The organism is Microbacterium sp. AK009 (assembly GCF_013410955.1).
Taxonomy (GTDB): Bacteria; Actinomycetota; Actinomycetes; order Actinomycetales; family Microbacteriaceae; genus Microbacterium.
On the sequence record NZ_JACCCG010000003.1, the window covers coordinates 179883 to 195420 of the forward strand.

A 15538-nucleotide genomic window follows, 5' to 3' on the forward strand; every position below is an offset into this window, starting at 1 on the left:
GATGCTGCAGCAGGACCGGGTCTTCGACGCCTTCGGGATGGAGGCGATCGTGGATGAGGCGGGGCGGGCGGTGATCCGGATGCGGGTGCGCGACGACATGACGAACGGCTTCGCCATCACCCACGGCGGCGTGGTGTTCGCCCTCGCCGACACGGCCTTCGCCATCGCGTGCAACGAGCCCGACGGGCCCGTCACGGTATCGGTCGGCGCCGACATCGTGTTCTTCCGCTCCACGCGGCCGGGCGATGTGCTCACTGCGGAGGCGCGCCACCGTGTGACCCGGGGGAGGACCGGGCTGTACGACGTCACGGTGACCGACGCCGACGGCGAGGTCGTCGCCGAGTTCCGCGGGCACGCGCGCCGCACCGATCGGCGTCTCGACGACGCCTGACGCGCGCCCGTCGGTCGGTGGGCGAGCGGAGCGAGACGAAACGACTCGGCGGCGGCGAAGGGTTGCCGCACTGCCCCCGCGCGCCTAGAATTACTGAACGAGCGGTCTGTAAAGGAGTCGACGATGACGGACCTCACCGGCGAGGAGCAGCACTTCGATGCGCTCATCGCCGCCGATCAGCGCATCGAGCCCCGTGACTGGATGCCCGACGCCTACCGGCGCACCCTCATCCGCCAGATCTCGCAGCACGCGCACTCCGAGATCATCGGCATGCAGCCCGAGGGCGGGTGGATCACCCGGGCGCCGAGCCTGAAACGCAAGGCGATCCTGCTCGCGAAGGTCCAGGACGAGGCCGGCCACGGCCTCTACCTCTACTCCGCCGCACAGACCCTCGGCATCACCCGCGACGAGATGACCGACCAGCTCATCGCCGGCAAGGCCAAGTACTCCTCGATCTTCAACTACCCCGCCCCCACCTGGGCCGACATGGGCGCCATCGGCTGGCTCGTCGACGGCGCGGCGATCTGCAACCAGGTGCCGCTCTGCCGCGCATCCTACGGTCCCTACGGCCGGGCGATGGTGCGCATCTGCAAGGAGGAGTCGTTCCACCAGCGGCAGGGGTTCGAGATCCTCCTCACCCTCATGCAGGGCACCGACGCGCAGCGGCAGATGGCCCAGGACGCGGTGAACCGCTGGTACTGGCCGTCGCTGATGATGTTCGGCCCGCCGGATGACGCCTCGCCCAACTCGGCGCAGTCGATGGCGTGGAAGATCAAGCGGTTCTCGAACGACGACCTGCGGCAGCGCTTCATCGGGATGCTGGTGCCGCAGGCCGAGATCCTGGGTGTCGCCCTGCCCGACCCCGAGCTGCGGTGGGACGAGGACGCGCAGCGCTGGCACACCGGCCAGCTCGACTGGGACGAGTTCCGCGAGGTGCTCGCCGGGCGTGGCCCGCTCAATGCGGAGCGACTGCGCCACCGCAAGGCCGCGCACGACGACGGTGCGTGGGTGCGGGAGGCCTCGGCGGCGTATGCGCAGAAGCGGGCGGAGGTTTCGACTCGCTCCGGTCGCTCAACCACCGATGAGGTCGCTCGCTCAACCACCGGCCCCACCGAGCGGGAGGTGGCGTGATGCCGACCCCCGGATCCTCCGACCGCGAGACCTGGCCGATGTTCGAGGTGTTCGTGCGCTCGGGCCGCGGACTCAGCCACGTCCACGTCGGGTCGCTCCACGCGCCCGACCCCGAGCTGGCGCTGCGCAACGCGCGCGACCTCTACACCCGCCGGGGTGAGGGCACCTCGGTCTGGGTGGTCCCAGCCGAGGCGATCACCACGAGCGACCCCGACGCGAAGGGTGCGTTCTTCGAGTCGGCGTCGGGCAAGAACTTCCGCCACGCGTCGTACTACACCGCCTCCGAGGGGGTGCCGCACCTGTGACCGGTCCCCACCTGCCCGTCGAGACGCACCCGCACGTCGACGTGATCGAGCACGAGCTCGCCGCCGAGCTGCTCGGCGGCGATACCGCGCCTGCGTCGCGCGACGTCGCCGAGTACGCCCTGTGGCTGGGTGATGACGCCCTGATCCTCTCGCAGCAGCTGATGCAGTGGGTGGCTCGAGCCCCTGAGCTGGAGGAGGATGTGGCGCTGGCGAACATCGCCCTCGACCAGCTCGGTCATGCCCGTTCCCTCCTCCGTTACGCCGGCACCGCCGACGATCGCAGCGAGGACGACCTGGCGTTCTGGCGCGACGACCTGCAGTTCCGCTGCGCGTGGCTGTTCTGCCAGGACAACGGCGACTTCGCGCACACGATCGCCCGCCAGCTCATCGCCGCGAGCTACCAGTTCGCCCTGTACTCCGCCCTGCAGTCCTCCGCCGATGCGACGCTCGCGGCGATCGCCGCCAAGGCGGTGAAAGAGGTCGAGTATCACCGCGACCACGCCGTGCAGTGGACCCTCCGGCTCGCGGGCGGCACCGACGAGTCCCGCCGGCGGATGATCGCGGGCCTCGCGGACGTCTGGCCCTACGTCGACGAGCTCTTCCGTGACGAGCCCCTCACCGACCGGCTCGCCGGCATCGCGGTGCGGCCGTCCACGCTGCGCCTCGACGTCGACCGTGTGCTCGACGCGGTGTTCGCCGAGGCAGAGCTCGACCGCCCCGACGTCGCGCCGTCGAGCGGCGGTGGTCGCCGCGGCATCCCGTTCCCGGCTCTCGGCGGGATCCTCGCCGAGCTGCAGGTGCTCGCCCGCGCCCACCCGGGAGCGGCCTGGTGACCGAACACGTGACTGTCCGCGACGTCGCCGCCACCCGCCGGGCGCCGGATCTCCACACCGCCCGGCGGGTCGCCGGGGCGGTCGCCGACCCCGAAGTGCCGGTGCTCACCATCGCCGACCTCGGCATCCTCCGCGATGTCGAGGTCGACGGCGACACCGTGACCGTGACGCTCACCCCCACCTATTCCGGATGCCCCGCGGTCGACGCGATCCGCGACGATGTCGTGCTGGCCCTCACCGATGCGGGCTTCGCCCATGTCGATGTGCGCCTGACGCTCGCCCCCGCGTGGACGACCGACTGGATGAGCGAGGACGGCAAGGCCAAGCTCCTCGCGTACGGCATCGCCCCGCCTACCGGCCGGGCGGCGGTGCGCGGCCCCATCCCGGTGACGCTCGGGGTGGCGTGCCCCCGTTGCGGAACGCTCCGTACGCGCAAGGTCTCGCGCTTCGGGTCGACCGCGTGCAAGGCGCTGTACGAGTGCCAGGAGTGCGGCGAGCCGTTCGACCACTTCAAGGTGCACTGAGGAGCCGGCCCGTGACCACCGCCCGGGCGACCGACGAGGTCGCCGAGACCCTGCTCGCCAATGCCCGCGGCGGTGATGGAACGCGTCGCCGCGCGCGCTTCCACACCCTCGACGTGAGCGGGGTGCGCCGGCTCACCGACGACGCGGTCGAGGTGACCTTCGCCGTGCCGCCCGAGCTCGACGATGAGTACGCGTTCCTCCCCGGCCAGCATGTCGCCCTGCGCGCACACCTCGACGGCGAGGAGGTCCGCCGGTCGTACTCGCTGTGCCGACCGCCGACCCGCGGATCGATCAGCGTCGCGATCAAGCGCGACGCGGGTGGCCGGTTCTCGACCTGGGCGCAGACAGGCCTCCGACCGGGTGATCGCATCGACGTGATGAGCCCGCAGGGCTCGTTCACGTCTTCGCTCGCCGAGCTCGACGGCTCCCATGTCGCCGGGATCGCCGCGGGCTCGGGCATCACTCCGATCATGGCGCTCGCCACCGCGGTGCTCGGTCGGTCGACGACGTCGCGGTTCACCCTGGTGTACGCCAACCGCTCGTCGGCAGACGTCATGTTCCTCGACGACCTCGCCGACCAGAAGGACCGCTACCCGACCCGCTTCGCGGTGCACCACGTCTTCTCTCGCGAGGAGCGCGCGGCACCGCTGCTGTCCGGACGCCTCGATGACGAGCGCATCCGGGGGCTCCTCTCGCACGTCGTCCTTCCCGACACGGTGGACGAGTGGTTCCTGTGCGGGCCGCTGGAGTTGGTCGACCGGTGCCGCACGGCGCTTGCGGATGCCGGGGTGCCGCGTGACCACGTGCGCTTCGAGCTGTTCACGACCGGCGTCGAGGGTTCCCCGGCATCGCCGGTCGCGCGACCCCCGCGGCCGCGAGCGGATGAGCCCGTGCACCGCATCGACCTGCGGCTCGACGGGCTGAGCGCGAGCGTCGCGTCGCCCGTCCACGCGCGTGAGACGGTGCTCGCTGCGGCGCTGCGGGTGCGCCCCGACGCGCCGTACTCGTGCTCGGGCGGTGTGTGCGGTACCTGTCGCGCCCGGCTCGTCGACGGCGCGGTCACGATGGACGAGAACTACGCGCTCGAGCCCGACGAGATCGCCGCGGGGTACATCCTCACGTGCCAGTCCCGCCCCACGACCGAGCGGGTGGTCGTCGACTACGACGTGTGAGGCGGCCGAGTCGCCCCGCGGCGCGGCCGCCCCGGTTCATCCGTCGCAGATGTACGCCCGTGGGGCCTCCAGGCATACATATCCGACGGATGAAGGAGGAGAGTGCGGGGTTCCGGCCCCGCCCATGATGCGCCGCTGCGGTCGTTGCGCGCGTGACGGGTCACCGCCGCGCACCGCGCTTGCGCGCACCGCGCTTGCGCCGCGCGCCGCGCTTGTACGCACCGCACCCCCGTCGGGGACGCGCCCACCTCCCATTCGTCCGTCGCAGATGTACGCCCCTGGGGCCTCCACGCGTACATATCCGACGGATGAATGGCGGGTGAGGCCGAGACGCGCAGCGGCGCGGTCGGGCGGCGGGGCGTCACAGCAGGTCGGTGCGGGCGCGCAGCGCCGCTGCGCCGAGAAGGGGTCCATCGTTCGACAGGGTCGAGGGTCGCACGGCGATCGGTCGGGTGCGGGGGAGCGCGGTCCACCGGACGACGGCGGCGTCGACGAGGTCGAGGTAGTCGGGTCGCACGCGTGCGAATCCGCCGCCGATCGCGACCACGTCGAGGTCGAGGAGCGCCGAGACGCTGGCGATCGCCTGCCCCACCGCCTCGGCCGAGCGCCGGGTCGCGATGTCGGCGATCGGGTCGCCGGCGGCGACGGCGGCAGCGAGGTCCTCGCCGGTCCGGCCCTGCCAGCCGCGTCGCCTGGCCCACGACACCGTGGCCGGTCCGGACGCGGTCTCTTCCAGCGTTGTCCCGGTCCCGGTCCCGGTCCCCGCCCCGGACTCAACGGCGCTCCCGACCCTGCCGACCGGGTCGACGACGTGGAGCTGGCCGATATGGCCGGCGTTTCCCGTCGACCCCGAGACGAGGCGACCGTCGGCGATCACCCCGCCCCCGACTCCGGTCGAGACGACCATCCCGAGCGACGTCGAGGCGCCGCGTGTCGCGCCGAGCCAGTGCTCCGCGAGGGCGATGCACGTTCCGTCGAGACGAAGGGTCGTCGGAACGTCCGCCGCGTCCTCGACGAGCTCACCCAGGGCGAGATCGCGGATCGCCGGCATGTTGAGCGGACTCACCGTGCCGCGAGTGAAGTCGATCGGACCCGCGGAGCCTACGCCCGCGCCGACCACGGATCCGGGCGCATGCGCCAGGGTGGCCGCGATGAGGGACCGGATGACGCCGGCCAAGCCCTCGGCTCCGATCTCGCGTCCCGTCGGCTGCCGGTGGCGTGATCCCGGCAACACGGCCCCGAACCCCTGCGCGTCGACGGCGACGAGGGCCGACTCCGCCTTCGTGCCGCCGAGGTCGACCGCCAGGATCAGCTCACCCGTCACTCTTCACACGTTATCGCCCTCGACGGGTACTTTAGTGGCTAAAGTAAAGGCATGACCACCATCGCCCTCTTCGGAGCAACGGGAAAGACCGGTCGGCGTGTGCTCGACCGTGCGCTCGCCGCCGGACACACCGTCCGAGCTCTCGTCCGCGATCCCGCCGCAGTCGTCGTCAGCTCCGAGCGACTCACGATCATCCCCGGTGACGTTCGAGATCCGGCGTCCGTCGCTGAGACCGTGCGCGGCGCCGACGTCGTGCTGAGCCTGTTCGGGCAGGTGAAGGGCTCGCCCCCCACCCTTCAGACCGACGGCACCCGCGTCATCGTGGAGGCGATGCGGGAGGCGGGCGTGAGCCGCATCGTCACCCTCTCGGGAGGGGGTCTCCGCGACGACGAGCACGATCGCCCGAAGGCGGCGGACCGCGTCATCCGGTTCCTTCTGAAGGTCCTCTCCGGAAAGGTGCTCGCTGACGCCGAGGGGCATCTCGAGGTCCTTCGCGCGTCGGGGCTCGACTGGACGGTCGTGCGTGGGCCTCGCCTCACCGAGAAACCCGGGGTCGGCAGCCACCGGGTCGGGTGGGTCGGGGTGAACGCGAGCACGCAGATCAGTCGCGACGACCTGGCCGATTTCATCCTCACGCAGGTGGAGGATCGCCGGTTCGTCGGCGCGATGCCGTTCATCAGCGCATGACTCTCGCGCCGCGCGACGCCGCGATCGGTCGCGTTCTGGAGGGTGTCATCGCCGTTCGACGGGTGTTGGGAGTCCGCCGGAGACCCTTCGCTCAGCTGCACCTCTCTTCGTCGCAGCTGGAGGCGCTGTACCTCATCGCCCACTCGTCCAGCCCGGTCACCCCGGGGGGTCTCGCGGCTCGGCTGGGCGTCACCCCCGGTGCCGTCACCCAGTTGGTCGAGGGTCTCAAACGCGTCGGCCTCGTCGCCCAACGACCGCACCCCGACGATGCCCGCTCGCGGACGCTTTGGCTCACCGACGCAGCGCGCAGAGAGGTCGACGGGTTCGAAGCCCAGGTCATCGACGACATGCGCGGTCATCTGTCCGAACTGTCGGATGCGGAGGTGGCGGAGCTCGGCCGGCTTCTTCACCGCGTGGGCGGCGATGGCTGAGGGGAGAAGACAGGGCGCGGTCCTCGTGACCGGCGCGACAGGCACCGTCGGCGCATCTGTCCTCGCCGAGCTCGCCGCGCGCGGCGCCGAGGTCGTCGCGGCGGTGCGCGATCCGGCCGCGCCGTCGGCGCGAGCGCTGGGTGTGCCGGTTCGCGAGTTCACCTTCGACGGTTCGCCGACTAACGCGCAGCGCGCCCTCGAGGGAGTCGACAGGGTGTTCCTGATGCGTCCCCCGCAGATCGAGGATGTCCGGACCTTCCTCTTCCCCACCATCGACGCGTGCCGTGCAGTGGGGGTGCGCCAGGTGGTGTTCCTGTCGTTGCAGGGAGTCCAGGTCAATCGCCGAACACCCCATCACGCGGTGGAGGCCAGGCTCCGAGAGGCGCGAGTCCCGTTCACCTTCCTCCGACCCAACTTCTTCATGCAGAACCTTTCGGCGACGTACGCGGCCGACATCCGGGTCCGGGATGAGATCTTCGTGCCCGCCGGTCGATCGCTGACCGCCTTCATCGACGCGCGCGACATCGGGCGGGTCGCCGCCTGCGTCCTCACCGAGGACGGGCACCTCGGAAAGGCGTACACCCTCTCGGGTGAGCGTGCCCTCGGCTATCGCGACGTCGCGCGGGTACTCACCGATGTCCTCGGTCGAGAGATCCGCTACGCCCGTCCGCGCGAGGATGCCTACCTCGATCGTCTGCGAGCGGATGGGGCGCCCGCCGCGTACATCGAGGTGCAGCGGATGATCTATCGCATCGTCCGCGCGAACGTGTCAGCGCTGCCCAATCGGATGGTGCGTCGACTCACCGGGCATCCCGCCATCACCTTCCGGCAATTCGCGATCGACCATAGGGATGTCTGGATGCCCGACGGTGCCGGTGGCATCCTGCAGCCAGGCCCAGAGACGTGACTGGCGCCCGGCGTCGAAGGTGACCGCCTCGGCCCGGGTCTCGCGTCCGATCTCGATGTAGGCGTCGTGCCGGTCTCGGTGCCGCTCGCCGAGGGCGAGGGCGACTGCGTGGCGCGCGGTGCCTCGCGGCGTTGTGGCCCCGGGAAGGACTGCCATCGCCGGCATGACGTTGCGCCACACCCAGTCCATGTAGGCCGGCATGCCGCGCACCAGACCCGTGCCCGCGACGAGCCCCGGGTCGTAGACATTGAGGCGCCGTCCGGTGGAGCCGAGCCGCGTCGCCCACGGGTGGGAGAGGGTGACGAGCGCGAGTTTGCTGGTCGCGTACGCCACGCCGCCGCGTTCGCGTTCGGCACGGAACGTCCCTGGAGGGGTGTCGTCGGGGATCGCGAGCTCAGCCGGCTCCTGCCAGAAGGGGTCGGGCACGAGACCGAAGGACTGACGCTTGCCGCGATGGGTGGAGGACCCGGCGAGCACGACGTGACCGGTCGGGCTGAGGAGCGGCACGAGCCCCTGGAGCACCGCATGCTGCGCGACCACGTTGATGGCGAACGTGAGCTCGTGCCCCTGTGCGCTGACGTGACGGCGATCGAGGAACTGTCCGCCGGCGTTGAGCAGCGCCGCATCGATCGTGGCGACCTCTCCCGAGCGGACGAGAGCGGCGACCTTCTCGAGCGCAGAGCGGACGGAGTCGAGGTCGGCGAGATCGAGGAGGATGCCGCGGGCATCGGCTCCCGCAGCGCGCGCCGCGGCCACGGCTTCGTCGAGTGAGCCCCGGTCGCGGGCGAGGAGCACGAGGCGGGGTTGCGCGGGGTGGGTCAGCAGACGATGGAGCATCGCTCGACCGATGCCCCGGGTCGGTCCGGTGAGGAGGACGGTGGGCGTGATGTCACTCTGTGTCATAGCCCCACGATAGGTGATGTCATAATGTGACGCAAGGGTAGAGTGGACGGATGCCGCGTTGGCCAGAGGATTCCCGTGAGCGTCTCGCCGGCGCTGCGGTGTCGCTCTTCGTCGAGCGAGGGTTCGCGGCGACGACGGTCGAGCAGATCGCCACGGCGGCGGGGGTCACGCCGCGCACGTTCTTCCGGCATTTCCGTGACAAGGAGGAGGTGCTCTTCGCTGAGGAGGACGAGCTCCTGCCGCTCCTGCTCGACGCGATCGCGACGCTCGAGCCGCCGTTTCGCGCCGAGGAGCTGATGCGTCACGCGCTCGGCGTGCTGGCCGACACGATGGAGCCGGACCGGACGCGCCTGCGCGTGCGGCACGCGATCATCAAGACCGATGTCGCCCTCGCGGGACGGGAGTTGGCCAAACAGGCGGCGTGGCAGCCGCAGATCGCCGCGGCGATCGCCGCGCGCGGCTACACCGAAGCTGACGCCGAACTGCTCGCGGCCATCGGATTCGCCCTGTACCGCACGAGCTTCGTCGCGTGGCTGGAGGAAGACGAGCCGGAGCCGCTGCGCGAGCGGGTTCATCATGCCCTTCCCTCGGTGCGGACCGTGATGGACCTCGTCATCCCCGTGTGACGCGCGACGCGTCCGGCATGCCGGAACGGGCGGGTCGGCGGCTCAGAGGGCGCGGAGGAGAGCCTCGATCCGTCGATGTCGTGTGGCCGCCGTCGCGGCGCCGTCGATCGGCACGAGCTGGCGACGGCGTGTGGTGGGCGGCTGCAGATCCCATCGCTCCCGGAGCCCGGCGGCCGAGAGTGCCTCAGCGAGGTCGTCGGGCACGGGTACCTCGTCGGGGTCGACCGGCGCGAGCCACCCGGCGACAGGGTCACCGACCTCCAGGCGCAGTCGGCGCAGCAGCGACGATCCCGTCCAGACGAACGTGTCGTCGATCACCGGGGCGCGCGTGAGCGCGAGGTTGACCGCGACGTCTTCGAGTCGGCCGGCCACCCGCCGGGTGCCGGCGTCGTCGGCGGCCTCGACGAGAGAGGGAGGTATCCGCAGCACGGTGTATCGCGAGCGTCCCCAGACCATCGGCTCGATGAACCCCGTCACCTCGTGCGGCGCTCCCAGAAGCGGCCAGGACTCGCTCACGTCACCCTCCCTCGTCTCATCCGTCAGGGCTTGCGCGGTCGGACTCTACCGGCCGAGACGGCCTGGCGGTACGGTGACCTCACCCACCTCGTCGAAGGGGTTGCCGTGACGTCGTCCAGTGCTGAATCCGTCGCCCCCGCCGTCCCGACCACGCGCGTGCGCGTCGAGAGTGAGGCGTTCTACGCCTTCGTCGCGGCGGCCGCGTCGGGCGGCGTGCTCGGACTCCTCCTCGGGTGGTTCGGGCCACCCCGTCCTCTCTCCGGTGAAGGGTCCTTCGGCTGGATCTCGGCGGCGGCGTGCGCGGTGACCGCGGTCAGTGCCGCGGGTGTCGGCTATTGGCGGGCCCGGCGCTCCCCTGGCCATCGGTGGCGACTGGTTCTGTCGTCGTGGCGTTTCGGTGTCAACGCGGTGGCGGTGGCGCTCGTGCACGCCGGACTGGCGACCCTTGCAGCCCTCGTCGTGTTCCTCGTTCTCAACGCGGGACTGATCGGATGGGACGTCGAGCCGTTCTGGGCGGCCGTGCTGATGGGGGCGACCACGGGGATCACCGCCTACCTGGTGTATCTGTCCGCTTCGGGGATGACGACGCGGCGGATGTCCTCCCTGCTGCTGGCGTTCGTCGTGGTCGGCACCCTGACCGCCATGGTGACGACCCCCGACCCGGCCTGGTGGGAGATCCACTTCAGCCACCTCGGCACGTTCCGGCACCTTTCGAGCGTCGTCTTCAACGGCACCCTCATTCTCGGTGGGCTTCTGGTCACCGCGTTCGCCGTCTACGTCGCCCACGATCTGGCAGCGGCGGCGGCATCCGGCGGCATCGACCCGGCGGCGCGCTGGCGCGTGGTGCCGACGCTCTTCGTCGTCATGGGCATCATGCTCGCGGGCGTCGGGGCTGTGCCGGTGAACGCCAGTCTGCTGATCCACAACCTCTGCGCGTCGGGGCTGGCCGCGATGTTCCTGTGCCTCCTGGCCGGGGGGCGCTGGCTCATGCGGGGCTTGCCCCGCGCCTACTTCCGGGCGGCGGCCCTTTTCCTCATCGCCCTGCTGGTCTCGGTCGTGCTGTTCGCCACCGGCTACTTCGGTCTCACGGCCTTCGAGATCGTCGTCTTCGCCCTGATCTTCGGCTGGATCGCTGTCTTCATCCGCTTCCTCACCGCCGACCAACCCGCGGACACCGGCGACGCCGCCGAAGCGGGGCCGACTCACGGTATTCGGCTCCCTGATGCATCCGTTCGAGGCGTCCTGCCCGAATAACCCTGTGACACGGACGACGGTGTCCGCCGGGCCATCCGGCTCGTCGACGGTGGAAGGGGACCGGCATGGCGAAGAAGCTGACCGAAGCGACGGTGGTCGAGTACGACCGCACGGGCGATGCCGACGTCCTGGAGGTGCGTACGCATGAGCTCCCGCCGCCGGGGCGCGGGGAGGTCACGGTCGAGGTCATCACCGCGGGCATCAGCCACATCGACGGATTCATCCGGAGCGGTCGCGAGGACGCCTTCGCGCACGACCCGTTCCCGCGTCGCTCGGGAAGCGATTTCGCGGGAACGGTCATCGCCGTCGGTGAGGACGTCCACGGCTTCGCCAAGGGGATGGACGTCGTCGGGCACGTGCGTGCGGGAGCCCACGCCTCGGCGATCACCGTGCCGACGTCGGTGCTCGTGAAGAAGCCGCGCACGGTGTCGTGGGAGGCTGCCGGCGGCCTCTTCCTGGCGGGGGCGACGGCTCTCGACATCCTCGACCAGGTACGCGTCGGGGAGGGCGACACCGTCGTGGTGTCGGCCGCGGCCGGCGGGGTCGGGAGCATCGAGGCGCAGATCGCGCGATACCGCGGAGCGACGGTCATCGGCACGTGCGGTGAGCGCAACTTCGACTATCTGCGGCAGCTCGGCATCAAACCGGTGCTGTACGGGCCGGGCATCGCCGACCGCATCCGCAAGGCCGCGGGAAAGCCCATCACCGCGATGATCGACAATTTCGGGCAGGACGGTCGCGCGCTCGCCGAGGACCTGGAAGTCTCACCCTCGCGCTACCGGTCCAGCGAAGACCGTCGAGACACCGAGGTGCGGTTGCTGCAGGACGATCCCGAGTCGGTCGCTCAGGCGACGTCGCTGCTGGAGCGCGTGGCTCAGCTCGCCGAGAAGCGCGCCTTCACCCTGCTGGTGTCGGGGCTCTACTCGCTCCGAGACGTGGCCGAGGCCTACGCCGATCTCGGCAAGCTCCACGCCCGGGGGAAGGTGGTGCTCGCGACGCGACCGGTGACCACGGTGCGTACCCTGAAGGCCCGGGATGTCTGGGAGGCGGCGGGCTGACCCAGGCAGCACGCCCGGCGCACGCCAGGCAGCAGACCCCGGTCACAGCCGCTCCCGGTGCGCGCTGCTGACCCACCGGGCGTACGAGCCCCACGGGTCGGCGCTGCCGGGGAGAGCGCCGATGTGCGCGAGCAGTTCCGGCGCGGAGGTGAACCATTCACCGCCCTCACGGAGGTGCGCGAACAGCCGGTGGCGTGAGCGCTCGACCGTGCGATCGCCGGGTTCGAAGGCGAGCAGTTCGTCGTGCCTGATCGCGCGGAGGCGCGCGCGGGGCTCGCGAGTGGTGCCGATCTTCACCCGCTCGGCGTACCCGAGGTAGTACACGACGTCGACTCGCGGTGGCGGGAGATCCGGATCGGGCGCGTCGCCCACCCGCCAGGCGCACACGGCGCAGAACCATGAGCCGTTCCGACGGACGCCGCGGCGCTCGCCGCACAGCACGCACGGCCCCGGCATCACCCGCCTGATCCCCATGGCCACAGGGTAGGACGCAGCTCCGACACGCCGCCCCGGAGTGTCGGATGCACGCGCTAGGTTCTCGGCCATGACCGAGAGGGTGGAGCTGTGGTGGGCGAGGCGGCAATTCTCGCGCGGCGCGGACGTGCCGTACGCGATCGGCACCTACCGCGAGGCGTGGGCGGCCTACCCGGCCGTCGCGCGCCAGTACCACCCCGACCTCAACGCCGGGATCGCGCTGTCGCAGATCCCCCCGGCCGCCGACGTGCTGCTGCGGTGGCAGTGCGACGCGGGCCACCTGTTCGCGGCCACCCCGACCGAGCAGCGAAGTCGCCCCGGGCGCGTACGCCGGCGGTCGGCCTGGTGCCCCGAGTGCCTCGAGGCGGCCACGGGGCGCGGTGCCTTTCCCGCACTGGCACTGCTGCCGCCCGGTGCAGATGCCTCATCGCCGCCGCCGATCACGTCGTCCTCCCGCGCAGCACCCTCTCGCGCCCCGCGCCGGAGCGCCCGGCCGGGCCCCATCTGCGAGAAGACGCCCGACGTGCCGTCCGGCACGTCGTTCGCAAGCGTCTGCGCACCCCAGCCCGCGTCGGCGGCGGAGGCGTTGCTGCACGAGCGACTGTTCGGCGCGCTCGCGGTGACGCGAGGTCACACCGCGGTCCGCGTCTCACGCCCGTTCTTCGAGCACCGCGAGGTCTGGCCCGACCTCGTCCTGCCCGAGCTGCGGATCGCGGTGGAGTACGACACGATCGGTCGGTTCGGCCTGGAGCATGTCGGCGCCCGCGAGGACTCCGATCGGCGCAAAGACCGGCTCCTCCGCGAGGCCGGGTGGGAGGTGGTGCGCCTGCGCAGCGGCAAGCTCGAGAAGCTCGGTCCCCATGACCTGCAGATCACCTCGACAGGCCCGCGGACCGTCGGCCTGCTGCTCGACGCGTTCCGCAGCATCCGCGGTTCTCTCCTCATCGACGCCTATGCGACGTGAGCCGGGCCGTTCACCGCTCCTGCAGGATCTGCCGCCAGTTCAGCGGAACCCGACCGCGCGGCCCGGGCGCCGGCTGGTCGTCGGGATGACTGCGGGGCGGCGCGAGCTCGGGCCCGTCGACGATCCGCTCGTCGATGTAGTCCCAGAACCAGTCCTCGCCCGGTTCGAAGCTCTGGATGACGCGGTGCCCGGTCTCACGGAAGTGCGCGGTGGCATGACGACCGAGCGAGTCGTCGCAGCATCCCACGTGCCCGCAGGCCGCGCACCGCCGCAGGTGCACCCACCAGCCGTCGTGCGCGCCGCATTCCACGCACCCGTCGCCACTCGGGCGAGCGAGCGGATCGATGGCTGTCTCACTCATGGGGTCTCCCTCCCTCGACCGGATGACGCCGTCATCCCGCCAGAGCACGATGCACCGACGCGACGGCGCTGGAACCCTCGCCGACCGCCGCGGCCACCCGCTTCATCGAGCCGCGGCGCACGTCGCCGGCGGCGAAGATGCGGGGGAGCGAGGTCTCGAAGGGCAGGGGCTCGCGTCCCGTCGCCTGCCATCGCGTGAGCGATTGCACGGTGATGTCGGTGCCGGTGCGCACGAAGCCGTCGTCGTCGCGGTCGAGATCGGGAAGCCAGGATGTCGCGGGGTCGGCGCCGATGAAGCAGAACAGACCGCGCGCGTCGACCTCGCCGACGCTGTCGATGGCGACTCGGCGCAGCGACCGGTCGCCGTCGAGGCCGACGACGTGCGAGCGCGTGTGCACGTGGACGCGCGGGTCTTCCAGGAGTCGGTCGACCAGGTAGCTGGACATCCGGAACGACAGGTCATCTCCACGAACGACCAGGTTGACGTCGCATCCGTTCGCCGCGAGGTAGAGGGCGGCCTGTCCCGCCGAATTCGCCCCGCCCACCACGACGACGGGCGACTCGGCCACCTGCCGCAGCTCGAGCGGCGTGGCGGCGTAGTAGATGCCGGCGCGTTCGAAGTCCTCCCACCGATCCAGCTGCAGCCGGCGGTAGCTGGCGCCGGAGGTCACGATCGTGCTGCGCGTGCGGATGCGCCTCCCGTCGGCGAGGGTGACATCGAGGTCGTCGCCGTGCTGTTCGAGGGCGATCGCCTCGCAGGGCGCGTAGACACGGACACCGAACTTCAGTGCCTGCAGCGTCGCCTGTCCGATGAGGTCGCTGCCGCTCACACCGAACGGGAAACCGAGGAAGTTCTCGATGCGCGACGTCGCTGCGGCCTGGCCGCCCGGAGCGACCGCGTCAAGGAGCACCGTCTCCAGACCCTCCGACGCCCCGTAGATCGCTGCGGCGAGCCCGGCGGGGCCGCCTCCGATGACGACGAGGTCGACGACCTCGTCCGCCTGTCCCTGGTAGCTGAGCCCCAGCCGGTCGGCCACCATCCCGGGCGTCGCCCGGACGAGGGGCTCGCCCTGGATGAACGCCACCGGAAGGTCCTCCGCGGTGAATTGCAGGGTCTTCCCCGACGCCTCCGCCCTCAGCACCTCATGATCGGTCACCGCGTGCGCGGCGTGGATGAGGTCGATCCGCTCAGCGAACCGGCGCAGCGCCAGGAACTCGCTGGACCCGTCCCTGCCGAGGAACTTCAGCGTCCACGCCGCCGAACCCCGTCGAAGGCTCTCGCGGCGGGCCCAGAGCGCGTGCAGGATGATGTCGCACAGCTCGTCGTCCTCGTTCATGATCCGGCGCAGCTGCGTCCGGGGGAGGAAGTACATCCTCCCCGCCTCGGTCGCGCGAGCGGACAGGAACGCCGCCTGACCGTTCAGCAGCCCGAGCTCGCCGACGATCGAGCCGGGACCGACCGCGGCGAGGATCTCCTCGTCCGCCCAGGCGAGCGCATCGCGGACGATCTCCACCTCGCCGGTGCCGACCAGGATCATCGGGTAATCGCGCTCACCCGAACGGAAGACGTACTCGCCCGCGGCGACATCCCGTGACTCCGCGGCGGACGTGAGGCGCTCCCACTGGGAGTCGGTGAGGGTGGGTGATTGGACAGCGTCGAGATTCTGACCGGCCATGC

General features: G+C 71.0%; 18 protein-coding genes and 1 pseudogene. 13 read left to right on the forward strand and 6 right to left on the reverse strand.

The genetic code is table 11. The annotated features are described in order from the left end of the window. The first annotated feature begins 1 nt into the window (after position 1). The 6 genes from paaI to paaE all read left to right on the forward strand — a co-directional run bounded on the left by paaI (position 2) and on the right by paaE (position 4356). On the forward strand, positions 2-391 hold the full coding sequence (gene paaI, locus HDC37_RS07470; protein ID WP_179559790.1) for a hydroxyphenylacetyl-CoA thioesterase PaaI: 390 nt from the start codon (positions 2-4) through the stop codon (positions 389-391). A 123-nt stretch (positions 392-514) separates the two neighbouring features. Beyond that, on the forward strand, positions 515-1522 hold the full coding sequence (paaA, locus tag HDC37_RS07475; RefSeq protein ID WP_179559791.1) for a 1,2-phenylacetyl-CoA epoxidase subunit PaaA: 1008 nt from the start codon (positions 515-517) through the stop codon (positions 1520-1522). Continuing rightward, positions 1522-1827, forward strand: a complete 306-nt coding sequence (gene paaB, locus HDC37_RS07480; protein ID WP_179559792.1) for a 1,2-phenylacetyl-CoA epoxidase subunit PaaB — start codon at positions 1522-1524, stop codon at positions 1825-1827. Before paaA ends, paaB begins: the two co-directional genes overlap by 1 nt. Then, positions 1824-2660: a 1,2-phenylacetyl-CoA epoxidase subunit PaaC gene (paaC, locus tag HDC37_RS07485; protein ID WP_179559793.1), complete on the forward strand. Its 837-nt coding sequence runs from the start codon at positions 1824-1826 to the stop codon at positions 2658-2660. Before paaB ends, paaC begins: the two co-directional genes overlap by 4 nt. Positions 2661-2668: 8 nt before the next feature. After that, positions 2669-3184, forward strand: coding sequence for a 1,2-phenylacetyl-CoA epoxidase subunit PaaD (paaD, locus tag HDC37_RS07490; protein ID WP_179560070.1), 516 nt, complete (start codon positions 2669-2671; stop codon positions 3182-3184). 50 nt (positions 3185-3234) lie between these two features. Continuing rightward, on the forward strand, positions 3235-4356 hold the full coding sequence (gene paaE / locus HDC37_RS07495) for a 1,2-phenylacetyl-CoA epoxidase subunit PaaE (RefSeq protein ID WP_179560071.1): 1122 nt from the start codon (positions 3235-3237) through the stop codon (positions 4354-4356). A 361-nt stretch (positions 4357-4717) separates the two neighbouring features. Here paaE and HDC37_RS07500 read toward each other — a convergent pair whose 3' ends face one another. Then, positions 4718-5680: an ROK family protein gene (locus tag HDC37_RS07500; protein WP_179559794.1), complete on the reverse strand. Its 963-nt coding sequence runs from the start codon at positions 5678-5680 to the stop codon at positions 4718-4720. Between the two features lie 51 nt (positions 5681-5731). On the opposite strand from HDC37_RS07500, the gene HDC37_RS07505 reads away from it, so the two are divergent. The 3 genes and pseudogenes from HDC37_RS07505 to HDC37_RS17135 form a co-directional block, all read left to right on the forward strand. Further along, positions 5732-6367, forward strand: a complete 636-nt coding sequence (locus HDC37_RS07505; protein WP_179559795.1) for an NAD(P)-dependent oxidoreductase — start codon at positions 5732-5734, stop codon at positions 6365-6367. Continuing rightward, entirely contained in the window at positions 6364-6798 is a 435-nt protein-coding gene (locus HDC37_RS07510) for a MarR family winged helix-turn-helix transcriptional regulator (protein ID WP_179559796.1), read from the forward strand. The genes HDC37_RS07505 and HDC37_RS07510 overlap by 4 nt, the downstream gene beginning before the upstream one ends. Beyond that, a pseudogene (locus tag HDC37_RS17135) lies at positions 6791-7450 on the forward strand (NmrA family NAD(P)-binding protein); the annotation flags it as partial. The gene HDC37_RS07510 and the pseudogene HDC37_RS17135, both read left to right, overlap by 8 nt. Before the next feature lie 117 nt (positions 7451-7567). Here the strand turns inward: HDC37_RS17135 and HDC37_RS07515 are convergent. Next, positions 7568-8608, reverse strand: coding sequence for an SDR family NAD(P)-dependent oxidoreductase (locus HDC37_RS07515; RefSeq protein ID WP_179559797.1), 1041 nt, complete (start codon positions 8606-8608; stop codon positions 7568-7570). Between the two features lie 50 nt (positions 8609-8658). Between HDC37_RS07515 and HDC37_RS07520 the strand changes: the two genes are divergently transcribed. Further along, the gene (locus tag HDC37_RS07520) at positions 8659-9234 is read left to right on the forward strand and encodes a TetR family transcriptional regulator (RefSeq protein WP_179559798.1); all 576 of its coding nucleotides are present in this window, start codon (positions 8659-8661) and stop codon (positions 9232-9234) included. A gap of 42 nt (positions 9235-9276) precedes the next feature. Here the strand turns inward: HDC37_RS07520 and HDC37_RS07525 are convergent, their stop codons facing one another. Beyond that, a complete protein-coding gene (locus HDC37_RS07525) occupies positions 9277-9750 on the reverse strand; it encodes a YdeI/OmpD-associated family protein (protein ID WP_179559799.1) in 474 nt (157 codons plus the stop codon). A 105-nt stretch (positions 9751-9855) separates the two neighbouring features. On the opposite strand from HDC37_RS07525, the gene HDC37_RS07530 reads away from it, so the two are divergent. Then, complete coding sequence (locus HDC37_RS07530; protein ID WP_179559800.1) at positions 9856-11004, forward strand: hypothetical protein; 1149 nt, start codon at positions 9856-9858, stop codon at positions 11002-11004. 65 nt (positions 11005-11069) lie between these two features. Next, on the forward strand, positions 11070-12062 hold the full coding sequence (locus HDC37_RS07535) for an NADP-dependent oxidoreductase (RefSeq protein WP_179559801.1): 993 nt from the start codon (positions 11070-11072) through the stop codon (positions 12060-12062). Positions 12063-12104: 42 nt separating this feature from the next. On the opposite strand, the gene HDC37_RS07540 is transcribed toward HDC37_RS07535, so the two are convergent. After that, a complete protein-coding gene (locus HDC37_RS07540; RefSeq protein ID WP_179559802.1) occupies positions 12105-12536 on the reverse strand; it encodes a GIY-YIG nuclease family protein in 432 nt (143 codons plus the stop codon). 70 nt (positions 12537-12606) lie between these two features. Between HDC37_RS07540 and HDC37_RS07545 the strand changes: the two genes are divergently transcribed. Further along, positions 12607-13500 (forward strand): zinc-ribbon domain-containing protein, encoded by an 894-nt coding sequence (locus tag HDC37_RS07545; RefSeq protein WP_179559803.1) that lies wholly within the window; start codon positions 12607-12609, stop codon positions 13498-13500. 10 nt (positions 13501-13510) lie between these two features. Here the strand turns inward: HDC37_RS07545 and HDC37_RS07550 are convergent, their stop codons facing one another. Both HDC37_RS07550 and HDC37_RS07555 read right to left on the reverse strand, forming a co-directional pair. After that, positions 13511-13861: a UBP-type zinc finger domain-containing protein gene (locus HDC37_RS07550; RefSeq protein ID WP_179559804.1), complete on the reverse strand. Its 351-nt coding sequence runs from the start codon at positions 13859-13861 to the stop codon at positions 13511-13513. A gap of 31 nt (positions 13862-13892) precedes the next feature. After that, positions 13893-15536 carry a cyclic nucleotide-binding domain-containing thioredoxin-disulfide reductase gene (locus HDC37_RS07555; protein WP_179559805.1) on the reverse strand — a complete coding sequence of 548 codons (1644 nt, stop codon included), beginning with the start codon at positions 15534-15536 and terminating at the stop codon, positions 13893-13895. Positions 15537-15538: the final 2 nt, after the last annotated feature.